The 11,418-nt window shown below is 43.7% G+C and carries 10 protein-coding genes; 3 read left to right on the forward strand and 7 right to left on the reverse strand.

The genetic code is table 11. The annotated features are described in order from the left end of the window. The first annotated feature begins 170 nt into the window (after window positions 1–170). The gene (locus UJ203_RS12935) at window positions 171–2,591 is read left to right on the forward strand and encodes a S8 family peptidase (RefSeq protein WP_322011349.1); all 2,421 of its coding nucleotides are present in this window, start codon (window positions 171–173) and stop codon (window positions 2,589–2,591) included. A 57-nt stretch (window positions 2,592–2,648) separates the two neighbouring features. Here UJ203_RS12935 and UJ203_RS12940 read toward each other — a convergent pair whose 3' ends face one another. From UJ203_RS12940 to UJ203_RS12950, 3 genes are all read right to left on the reverse strand, one after another. Then, window positions 2,649–3,653, reverse strand: coding sequence for an LLM class flavin-dependent oxidoreductase (locus tag UJ203_RS12940; protein ID WP_322011351.1), 1,005 nt, complete (start codon window positions 3,651–3,653; stop codon window positions 2,649–2,651). A 178-nt stretch (window positions 3,654–3,831) separates the two neighbouring features. After that, window positions 3,832–4,581 (reverse strand): oxygen-insensitive NADPH nitroreductase, encoded by a 750-nt coding sequence (gene nfsA, locus UJ203_RS12945; protein WP_202853337.1) that lies wholly within the window; start codon window positions 4,579–4,581, stop codon window positions 3,832–3,834. Window positions 4,582–4,683: 102 nt separating this feature from the next. After that, complete coding sequence (locus UJ203_RS12950; protein WP_059292274.1) at window positions 4,684–5,868, reverse strand: FtsW/RodA/SpoVE family cell cycle protein; 1,185 nt, start codon at window positions 5,866–5,868, stop codon at window positions 4,684–4,686. A gap of 516 nt (window positions 5,869–6,384) precedes the next feature. On the opposite strand from UJ203_RS12950, the gene ywcE reads away from it, so the two are divergent. Continuing rightward, on the forward strand, window positions 6,385–6,651 hold the full coding sequence (gene ywcE / locus UJ203_RS12955; protein ID WP_081638379.1) for a spore morphogenesis/germination protein YwcE: 267 nt from the start codon (window positions 6,385–6,387) through the stop codon (window positions 6,649–6,651). 39 nt (window positions 6,652–6,690) lie between these two features. Here ywcE and qoxD read toward each other — a convergent pair whose 3' ends face one another. Genes qoxD through qoxA form a run of 4 tightly spaced genes read right to left on the reverse strand, consistent with a single transcriptional unit; the run spans window position 6,691 to window position 10,637 of the window. Beyond that, on the reverse strand, window positions 6,691–7,065 hold the full coding sequence (gene qoxD, locus UJ203_RS12960; RefSeq protein ID WP_024123290.1) for a cytochrome aa3 quinol oxidase subunit IV: 375 nt from the start codon (window positions 7,063–7,065) through the stop codon (window positions 6,691–6,693). A 1-nt stretch (window position 7,066) separates the two neighbouring features. Then, the gene (gene qoxC, locus UJ203_RS12965; protein ID WP_003236031.1) at window positions 7,067–7,681 is read right to left on the reverse strand and encodes a cytochrome aa3 quinol oxidase subunit III; all 615 of its coding nucleotides are present in this window, start codon (window positions 7,679–7,681) and stop codon (window positions 7,067–7,069) included. A gap of 13 nt (window positions 7,682–7,694) precedes the next feature. After that, window positions 7,695–9,644 (reverse strand): cytochrome aa3 quinol oxidase subunit I, encoded by a 1,950-nt coding sequence (gene qoxB / locus UJ203_RS12970; RefSeq protein WP_010332354.1) that lies wholly within the window; start codon window positions 9,642–9,644, stop codon window positions 7,695–7,697. Between the two features lie 27 nt (window positions 9,645–9,671). After that, a complete protein-coding gene (gene qoxA / locus UJ203_RS12975; RefSeq protein ID WP_081638380.1) occupies window positions 9,672–10,637 on the reverse strand; it encodes a cytochrome aa3 quinol oxidase subunit II in 966 nt (321 codons plus the stop codon). 517 nt (window positions 10,638–11,154) lie between these two features. On the opposite strand from qoxA, the gene UJ203_RS12980 reads away from it, so the two are divergent. Beyond that, window positions 11,155–11,400, forward strand: a complete 246-nt coding sequence (locus tag UJ203_RS12980) for a GlsB/YeaQ/YmgE family stress response membrane protein (protein WP_010332356.1) — start codon at window positions 11,155–11,157, stop codon at window positions 11,398–11,400. Window positions 11,401–11,418 lie beyond the last annotated feature (18 nt).

Below are 11,418 nucleotides of genomic sequence, written 5' to 3' on the forward strand. Positions count from 1 at the left end.
TATATATACACAGCTTTATTCACTTATACACAGGGTTCTGTGTATAACTCCTTCCTTATACACAACCAAAATCCAATAAATGGTCCAAATGACACAAGGATTTTTTTGAATTTTCAAGAAATATATACTAGATCATCACCATTTTTTCTAAACACAAAGGGGGAAACACATTGAAAAACGGGATTATTCGTTTTCTGCTTCTAGGTTTGGTTTTATTCTTTACGTTATCCACAGGCATTACAGGTGTACAGGCAGCACAGGTATCTTCAAAAGGATCGGCGGATCTGGAAAAGGCCGAGGTATTCGGTGATATTGACATGACAACAAGCAAACAAACAACGGTGATTGTGGAATTAAAAGAAAAATCCTTAGCAGAGGCGAAAGAAGCGGGAGTAAACCAAACGAAAAGCAAGCTCAAAAACGCCCGCTCAAAAGCAAAAAATAAAGCCGTGAAAGCGGTGAAAAACGGAAAAGTAAAACGAGAATATGAGCAGGTATTCTCCGGATTTTCTATGAAGCTTCCAGCTAATGAAATTCCAAAACTTCTAGCAGTAGATGATGTTAAAGCTGTGTACCCGAACGTCACTTACAAAACAGACAATATCAAGGAGAAAGACATCACCATCTCCGAGGACGCTGTCTCTCCGCAAATGGATGACAGCGCGCCATATATCGGAGCAAATGATGCATGGGATTTAGGCTACACAGGGAAAGGCGTCAAAGTGGCTGTTATTGATACAGGGGTTGAGTACAATCATCCTGATCTGAAGAAAAACTTCGGACAATATAAAGGATACGATTTTGTAGACAATGATTACGATCCGAAAGAAACACCGACAGGCGATCCAAGAGGCGGAGCCACTGACCATGGAACACACGTGGCCGGAACTGTCGCTGCAAACGGTACGATTAAAGGCGTAGCGCCTGATGCAACACTTCTCGCTTACCGCGTTCTCGGACCGGGAGGAAGCGGCACAACAGAAAACGTCATCGCCGGTGTAGAACGTGCAGTTCAGGACGGAGCAGATGTGATGAACCTGTCTCTCGGAAACTCGTTAAACAACCCGGATTGGGCGACGAGCACAGCGCTTGACTGGGCCATGTCAGAAGGCGTTGTCGCCGTTACATCAAATGGCAACAGCGGACCAAACGGCTGGACAGTCGGATCGCCAGGCACATCCAGAGAAGCGATTTCTGTCGGCGCAACGCAGCTTCCGCTCAATGAATACGCCGTCTCATTCGGCTCTTACTCTTCAGCAAAAGTCATGGGCTATGACAAAGAAGAGGACGTCAAGGCGCTTCACAATAAAGAGGTTGAGCTTGTCGACGCTGGCCTCGGCGAAGAAAAGGACTTTGAAGGAAAAGATCTGAAAGGCAAAGTGGCACTCGTCAAACGGGGCAGCATTGCTTTTGTGGATAAAGCAGATAACGCAAAAAAAGCAGGCGCCATCGGCATGGTTGTGTATAACAACCTGTCCGGAGAAGTTGAAGCCAATGTGCCAGGCATGTCTGTGCCAACGATTAAGCTTTCATTAGAAGACGGCGAAAAACTCATCAGCGCCATGAAAGCAGGCGAGACAAAAGCAACATTCAACTTGACGGTCTCAAAAGCGCTCGGTGAACAGGTTGCCGATTTCTCATCCCGCGGCCCTGTGATGGATACGTGGATGATTAAGCCGGATATTTCCGCGCCAGGCGTCAATATCGTCAGCACCATTCCGACACATGATTCTGACAATCCATATGGCTACGGGTCAAAACAAGGAACAAGCATGGCATCACCTCATATTGCCGGAGCGGTTGCCGTCATCAAACAAGCTAAACCGAAATGGAGCGTTGAACAGATCAAGGCTGCCATCATGAATACCGCCGTCACATTAAAAGATGGCGACGGAGAAGTATATCCGCATAACGCTCAAGGCGCAGGCAGCGCAAGAATTATGAACGCGATCAAAGCCGACTCGTTCGTCACACCGGGAAGCTACTCGTACGGCACATTTTTGAAGGAAAAAGGAACCGAAACGAAAAAAGAAACCTTTACAATTGAAAACCAATCTTCCATTAGAAAATCATACACGCTAGAATACTCATTTAACGGAAGCGGCATTTCCACATCCGGCACAAGCCGTGTTGTGATTCCGGCTCATAAAACCGGAAAAGCCACTGCAAAAGTAAAGGTCGACACAAAGAAAACAAAAGCAGGCACCTATGAAGGAACAGTCATCGTTAGAGAAGGCGGAAAAACCGTCGCCAAGGTTCCTACATTGCTGATCGTAAAAGAGCCGGATTATCCGAGGGTAACGTCTGTCTCAGTTAATGAGGGCTCTGAACAAGGCACCTATGAAATTGAAACCTACCTTCCTGCGGGAGCGGAAGAGCTGGCATTCCTCGTCTATGACAGCAACCTTGACTTTGCAGGCCAAGCAGGTATTTATAAACATCAAGATAAAGGCTATCAGTACTTCGACTGGGACGGCACGATCAATGGGGGCACAAAGCTTCCAGCCGGTGAATATTATATGCTCGCCTATGCAGCGAACAAAGGCAAATCAAGCCAGGTTCTGACCGAAGAGCCGTTTACTGTTGAATAAAAAGCAGCCCTGCCGAGAAACATCGGCGGGGCTTTTTTCATTCAGGCTTTAGCGGCTTCATGCCTCAGCAAACGCCTCCTGTAAAAGGCGATAAGAATGAAGTTTATCCTCAAATCGGTTCGTAATGGTCACCGCCATGATTTCCTCTGTACCATAAGCCTTACTCAAGGACATCAGCTGTTCCTTGACCTGTTTTTTCGTACCGACAATCATTCGGTTTCTGTTATCAGCAATTCGTCTTTGTTCATAAGGAGAGTACGTATTTTGCCGGACAGCTTCATAATCAGGAACGCCTTCTAAAGGTATGCCCTGCTCACCCGCCAAGAGAGTAAAATCAAGCACTGCCCCCAGCTGCTCCGCTTTCTCCTCTGTATCCGCACATAGAACAAAAACAGCAACTGCCGCCCGAGGTGTTTCTCCTAACACAGACGGCTTAAATCGTCTCATATATTGTCTGACCGTATCCTCCCCGCCCTCGCCATTGATAAAATGGGCAAACATATAGCCGGCACCCGATTCAGCGGCGAGCAGCGCGCTTTCTCCAGATGAACCGAGCAGCCACACATCAGGCGCAGTTGAAATATGCGGTGCAGCCGTTAAATTAGGAAACCGGTGACTGTCATCCGCCAAATCATGCAAATACATGGTCAGCTCCTTGATTTGCTGCGGATACTGATCAGCATTGCGTTTCCCGCCGTCATTCAGCGCCCAAGATGCAATCGGCATTCCTCCCGGCGCTCTGCCTAGGCCGAGATCAATTCTTCCCGGTGTCAGCCCCTCCAGCACACGGAAATTCTCCGCTACTTTATAGGCACTGTAGTGCGGCAGCATGACACCTCCTGATCCCACCCTGATCCGGTTCGTTTTCGCCGCAATGTGGCTGATCAGCACCTCTGGACTGGACCCTGCCAGACGCTTTGAAAAGTGATGCTCTGAAACCCAAAATCTCTTATACCCAATATCCTCAGCCGCCTGAGCAAGCTCAACAGTTTCCCGTAATGCCGTTTCTGCAGAGCTTCCCTCGGACACCGGAGATTGATCTAATATACTTAATGATAACATCCCTACCACCTCGTCCTCATCGTATCACTGATCCATTATTTTTTCTTCTAAGCCGCTCACACTGTTCATCAGTGTCCCCCGATCAATCGTCATTTATTTGTGTCACCTTGTCTCTATTTGTCGAGATATGTTACACGTGAAACATAAAAACCTCTCCGCCAGCGGAGAGGTTTCACATTTAGTTCTTATTAAAGCCTTTTTTCTTCACATATTCATTTAAGTACGTACGCGGTTTCTGCTTCATAAAGTTCAGAATTTGATCAGACCACGTTTCCACCCGCTGACCGTTTGTTCTTTCTCTATAATAATCAGAAATGGTTTTGTCATATGCACTCATATGTTCACGAAAGTCATCGTCATTCACATTATACGTATTTTCATGATAAACAGCCTGCTTCGGCAATCTCGGTTTTTTACCGGATAGGTTGGCAGGATGTCCTACAGCCAGGCCAAAAAGCGGAAGCACATGGTCAGGCGTTTGCAGCACCTCTGTCACCTTGTCCAGTTCATTCCGAATGCCTCCGATATAACATATGCCAAGCCCCATTGATTCCGCGGCGATGCTCATATTTTGAGCCGCAAGCGCAGCATCAATTAAACTGACCATAAACATTTCCGTATTTTCCAGCAGCTCAGAAATAGGTTCGCCTTTTTCTTCAGCCAGTTTTTGATGACGGTACAAGTCCGCACAAAACACAAAAAAGTGCCCGTTATTTTCTACATAAGGCTGATTCCCCGCAAGCACAGACAGCTCACGTTTTTTCTCCGGATCGGAAACACCGATAATCGAATAAGCCTGTACATAGCTGGACGTAGGCGCAGCCTGCGCGCTTTTCACTAATGTATCAATTTCCTCAGCTGTCAGAAGCTGATCAGTAAAAGATCGGATCGACCGATGGTTTAAAATGGTTTCAATTGTGTTGTTCATCACAAGGACCTCCTTATCTGTTTATCATATCCCAAAAAAAGTGAAGCCAAAAGTGAAATGCTCTGAAACAAAAAAGACAGCCCTTTAAAGGCTGTCTGCATTTTATGAATTAAACAAATAACTTCTGTATCTCGTCAACTGAACACTCGCATTATACACAATGCCGAAACCGATTAACGTGGCAAGCGTCGAGCTCCCCCCATAGCTGACAAACAGCAGCGGAATCCCGGTAACAGGCATAATACCGATATTCATCCCGATATTCTGGAATGTGTGGATAACAATTAACGCCGTATAACCTACGCAAAAGAAAGAAGCAAAACGGTTGAATGGATGGATCTTGTCAATCAAAACGACAAGTCTATAGATTAAGAAGAAGAACATGATAACAACAATGGCACAGCCTAAAAATCCGAAGCTTTCTCCTAAAATAGCAAAAATAAAGTCAGTTTGTCCCTCTGGTACATAAACCTTCAAGTTATGAACACCATTTCCGATAATACCGCCTGAGCCGATAGCCATGACGGCCTGATCAACCTGCCAGCCGCTATTTGCATCTTCCTGAGTTGTTCCATTTGAATCAGAAACCCAAGATGTAACCCTGTTAATTTGATACTCTTGAATACCCACTGACTTAGCGACATCAGGAAAATTAATCATGACTAACAACGCAAGAGAAATAAGTAAGATACCTGAACCGCCAATGATCGCGATCAGCTTCCAGTTTACTCCTGACATAAAGACCATGACAATCACAATGAACATACAGATCCCAGCTGTACCAGCATCCTGCAGAAGGATAAGTCCGATTGGCACTACTGCAACGCCTGCTATCTTCAACAAAAGATAGACATCATCTCTAAGTGAACGAACTTTTTTAGGATTCGCCTTAGATATAACCGAGGCCACCATCATCATGAGCCCTATCTTCATAAATTCAGAAGGCTGCAACGTAACAGGTCCAAATTGGAACCAGCTCTTTGCACCATTTTTCACAGGGGCGATAGACTCAGGGCTGATTCTTAATATCAACAGCAATAAGATTCCAAATATAAACACATATAAACTAAGTTTTTCCAGCTGCTCTAAATCGAAATAAAGTAGTGCCGTTATTGCAACAATGCCCAATACATAATAGACGATTTGTTTCTTCCAAGCACCGTCTCCATACTGCCCAAACTGACCGGCAGCATAAATTGATACTACGCTTATGATAAAAAACACACCTAATATAAAAATCAAATCCCCCTGGTAGAAGGGGCTTTGCTGTTTCTTATATCGACTCATTCTATCCCGCCTTACATTTTCATCGGAAAATCACTAATGTTTATTATACATGAACCAAGTTCAAGATGACACGTGAAGCTCGTTTCCTTTTTTGTTTTTTGCGCGCATTTGCGGCGCTTTTTCAGCTACACGAAATATGACGTATGATAAACCGAAATGTTTCGATTGACACAAAACTTTTCAAATGAAAAAACCCTATTTCTCAAGGGTTATGAATGCAGTCTCTTAATAAATATGTATTTATTGAAGGTTCCTATCGTACATCAAGTTCCCAGAAAACCAATGCCTAAGTAAACAAACTGTTCCATTCACGGTTTCCATACATTCTCCTAGCGGATTGGCGATAAAAAATAAGGCAATAGTGCCAGACCATTTCTGCAAATACCTGTATCAATTTCTGGAAAACATGGTATAATAATTGTAACAAAATGTTCACAAAACAACCACAAAACAGACACAATTCATTTCCTCTACTTCATTTTTGTAAACGCTGTCACAAAATGAAAGGAGACGGGTATGATGGACATGTTTTTTGCTTATTTATTGGTTGCCAGCGCTACTCCCCTCTTTATTTGGCTCGATAACAAAAAAGTCGCACTCTCTGCTATTCCGCCAATTATTTTAATGTGGGTATTCTTCTTCTTTTACGCAACAGAAAGCCTTTCTCCACTCGGACACACTCTCATGATTATCCTGTTTGCCGTCAACGTTATTGTCGCTCATATCGCGGCCTTTATCATTTATGGCCTTCCTTACCTTCGCAGAAAGCGAAGCAGCAGCTGAAACAGCAAAAAACCCTCTTCTGACGAAGAGGGTTTTTGCTTATTCGTTGTGGCCTGAGTGCTCTGAGTGTTCAGCGCCTCCAGGAGGATTTCCGTCCATATGGTCACCGTGATGATAGTGAGCCGCGAAAATCCAGATGGATCCAAGCACGATAACGATCGCGCCGAAGAATCCGAACAGCGTGTTTCCGACTTGGATACCGCCGTTTTCGCTCTCTGTCATGTGCATGAACATGAGAAGCTGGAGCGCCGCCTGAATGAAGGCGAAGCCGAAAATGATCCAAAGTTTTGCTGATGGACTCAATTCAGTATACACTGCAACCCATAGAGCCAGCAGGGTCAAAACAATAGACAGTGCAAAACCTACAATGTGCTTCCATGGAAAGTGACTGTGTTCAGCAGATTTGTTTGCCATTTTACAGACCCCCCAATCCCATGAGATAGACACCTGTAAAGATGAAAATCCATACAACATCTAAGAAGTGCCAGTACAAGCTTGAGATAAAGATTTTAGATGAAGTTTGCGGAGTTAAGCCGCGTTTCTTCAACTGAATCAGAATTCCTGTAATCCAGAAAATACCGATTGTTACGTGAGTTCCGTGAGTTCCAAGTAAAACAAAGAATCCAGACCAGAACGCACTTGTACCGAGAGATGCTCCTTCATGTACATAGTGGACAAACTCGTTGATCTCACAACCGACGAAGCCGGCGCCGAGAAGAAGAGTAATAATTGTCCAAATGACTACGCCTTTTAAACTTCCGCGGCGCATTTCATGAACAGCGATCCCGCAGGTAAAGCTGCTGATAAGCAGCAAGAACGTCATAATCATTACCAGATTCACTTCAAACAGTTCGTCCGGTAAGACACCTCCTGCTGTTCTGTTTTGAAGAACGAAGAAGGTTGCAAATAGTGTTGAGAACAACACAATTTCTGCCCCTAAAAAGATCCAAAACCCGAGAATATTAAGTCTACCGGTTTCAGATTGATATTCCATAGGCGCGTTAGAATTGCCGTGTTCTGCATGTTCCATAACTCACGCCTCCTTATTCGGAAATCTTTCTTTCCGTCTCTTTTATTTCATCAACACTAACGTAGTAGCCATTGTCGTATTCGAATGAACGCAGAACCATGCAGAGCAGGACTCCGATCAATCCGACTACGCCCATCCAGTACCATTCAAAGACAAGTCCAAAGCCGGCGATACCGAAGGCAACAGACATAAAGAACGGTCTGCCTGAGTTGCTTGGCATATGGATTTTCTTGAATTTGCTTTCAGGGTATAATTCAGTTTTTTCTTCTTTCATATGCAGGAATGCATCTTGAGATTTGACTTCAGGAAGCACCGCAAAGTTGTAGTGCGGCGGAATCGCAGATGAAGTCGCCCAATCAAGCGTACGTCCCACACCCCATGAATCTCCGCTGATTTCCCGAGTAGAGTAACGGAAGCTGTAGTAGATGTTATAGCAAAGGATTAAGAATCCTACACCCATCATGAAAGCTCCGACTGTTGAGATAAAGTTCAATGTTGTCCAGCCGTCATTCGGTCCGTATGTGTAAATACGGCGAGGCATGCCTTGAAGCCCCAAGAAATATTGCGGGAAGAAACAAATATTGAACCCGATCATAAAGATCCAGAAGAACCATTTTCCGATTTTTTCGTTCAGTTTGTGGCCGAACATTTTTGGATACCAGAAAATAAATCCAGCGAAACAAGCAAATACTGTACCCGCGATCAGCACGTAGTGGAAGTGAGATACCAGGAAGTACGTATTATGGTATTGATAATCCGCTGCTGCCATCGCAAGCATAACCCCTGTAACCCCGCCGATAACGAAGTTAGGAATGAACGCAAGCGCCCACAGCATAGGCGTTGTAAAGCTGATTCGGCCTTTATACATGGTAAAGAGCCAGTTAAAGATTTTAACCCCGGTCGGAATTGAGATTGCCATTGTCGTAATTGAGAAGAATGAGTTAACGGACGCACTGTTCCCCATTGTGAAGAAGTGGTGAGTCCAAACTAAGAAACTCAATACGGAGATGGCGATAATAGAACCGACCATCGCTTTGTAACCAAACAGTTGTTTTCTAGCAAAGCTTGAGATAATTTCTGAGAAAATACCGAACGCCGGAAGAATAACGATATATACTTCAGGATGTCCCCAAATCCAGAACAGGTTGGCCCAAAGCATTGGCATACCGCCTGCTTCCAGTGTGAAAAAGTGAGCGCCGAACAAACGATCAAATGATAATAGTGCTAAAGCTACTGTAAGCACAGGGAAAGCAAACACGATAATAACCATTGTGATCAGTGTTGTCCATGTGAACATTGGCATACGCATCAGTGTCATGCCTTTTGTTCTCATTTTTAAGATTGTGACCATAAAGTTGATCCCTGTCATCAGGGTACCGATACCGGCAATCTGAAGTCCGAGGAGGTAGTAGTTCTCACCCGGCCCAGGGCTCATGTCGTTACTTGCAAGCGGCATATAACTTGTCCAGCCTGCGTTCGGAGAACCTCCGATAACGAAAGAAATATTGAAAAGCATAGCCCCTACGAAGAACGTCCAGAAGCTCAGGTTGTTCAAGTAAGGAAATGCAACGTCGCGAGCACCGATTTGAAGAGGTACAACAACGTTAATAAGACCGATTAAAAACGGCATCGCCATGAAGATAATCATGATCGTACCGTGAGTCGTAAAAATTTCATTATAGTGGTTTGAGTCTAAAAAACTGTTATTCGGAAGCGCTAGCTGGGCACGCATCATTAAACCGTCGACACCGCCGCGGAATAACATAATTACAGCAGAGATAATATACATGATTCCGAGTTTTTTGTGGTCAACAGTTGTTATCCATTCAGACCAGAGCCATTTCCATTTCTTGAAGTAGGTAAGTACAACAATGATGGCGATGGTAGATAGTGCAATGGAAACTTGTGCGCCCAGAATTAATGGGTCACCTGTTACAAAAAATTCATCCCATTTAAATTTCATGCGGGCTTCCTCCTTTCCTGATCAATATCATTCTTCTGTATCATCAGACTTCTTAAATTCATTTTCCTTTACGTTTTCAAACGGATCTGTTTTAGAGTGCGGTGAAACGGCTTGATAGCCAAGGCGTTTGCGGGCCTCCATCGCGTATTCTGCGTCTTGTCCGTGATCAACGTATTTTAAGTGAGTAGAAGAGAACGTTAATTCGTCCACATTTTCAGGAAGCATCAATTGATCATACTTCTCTTTTGTCAGCTTAGGAGCCTCATTTTGAGTCTTTTTCACCCAGCTGTTAAAGTCTTTTTCTGTTACAGCATTCACATCAAACTCTTGGTCGGCAAAATGTTCACCTGTGAAGTTCGCGTTGCGGCCTTCATAAGTTCCCACTTCATCAGCCTGTAAGTATTGATCCATCAGCATTCCTGCCATCGCGTATTTTTGTCCTCCAAGCTGAGGAATCCATAGCGATGCCATTGAATCTGCAGATGAGATTTTAAACAAGATCGGGCGGTCGACAGGAATGTTTAAGTAGTTGACCGTTTCAATATCCTGTTCAGGGTAGCTGAATACCCATTTCCAGTCTACCGAAGTAGCGTAAACAACAAGAGGCTCTTTATCCTTTGTTGCTTCAGGAGCTTTTTCTAACGAATATATCGTCTGTACGGTTGGCACAGAAAGTGCGATGACGATTAAAATTGGGATCACTGTCCAGACTACTTCTAAGAACGTGTTACCGTGAATTTCTGGGTTATAAGATCCATTATCTTTGCCTTTACGGTCGCGGTATTTTACTAAAATAATGGTAAATAGAACAAAGACGACCCCGACAATAAACAGCATAAATCCGATAGATAACAGGATTAAATCACTTTGCTGATCAGCCACAGGCCCTTTCGGATCTAGTACTGAAGCATTGCTGCATCCCCCAAGGACGAAAACCACAGTTAACAGCGCTAATACAAGTAACGGTTTTATTGCTCTGAACAAGAAGATCACCATCCTTCCTATTGATGTAATAAATCTGAAGTGCATACTTCCTCAAAATCTTTTCTCTACTTTGTTATGCTATCAAAAACTTCACTTATTAGCTTTATTTTTTTATAAACTTCAGCCCATTTTCGCTTAAATGTCATAAAATCGACAAAAATTGCTCCAACTTTATTCATATCTATCGCTTAAGATGAAAAGTTTCTAGTTATTTCCGCATATAAGTAAAGAAAGATGATGAAGAACTAATTCTACTGACAAATAAAGGTTTACCACAATAAAAAACCAAGGTCAATCAAAAATTTCATTTTGTTAAACTTTCTACAAGGGAATTAATTTTTCCTTGCCTAGCATCTTTTCACACGATTACCATTTTAACGCAACCAATATTGAAAGAAAAGGCTCAATAGACCGGCGATATGCTCTGAACTGATCCCGCTTTTTTATTAGCACATTCAATTGTTTATCTTATACAAAAAGGAGGAATGATATAAGCAAATAAATTTAAAATAGGATGTGTTGCATGATGAGTTTCATAATTTCACTTATCGTCGCTATTATTATCGGATGGGTTGGCAGCCTGTTTGTAAAAGGAGATATGCCCGGAGGAATTATCGGGTCGATGATCGCAGGTCTTATCGGTGCCTGGATCGGCCACGGGCTGCTTGGAACATGGGGACCGCACCTTGCCGGATTTGCCATTATCCCGGCGATTATCGGTTCAGCCATTGTTGTATTTCTAGTAAGCCTCTTAGCAAGAAAAAGAGGATAAGAGCGACAGAGCCCAAAG

Source organism: Bacillus sp. V26, from assembly GCF_034296245.1.
Classification (GTDB): Bacteria; Bacillota; Bacilli; order Bacillales; family Bacillaceae; genus Bacillus; species Bacillus halotolerans.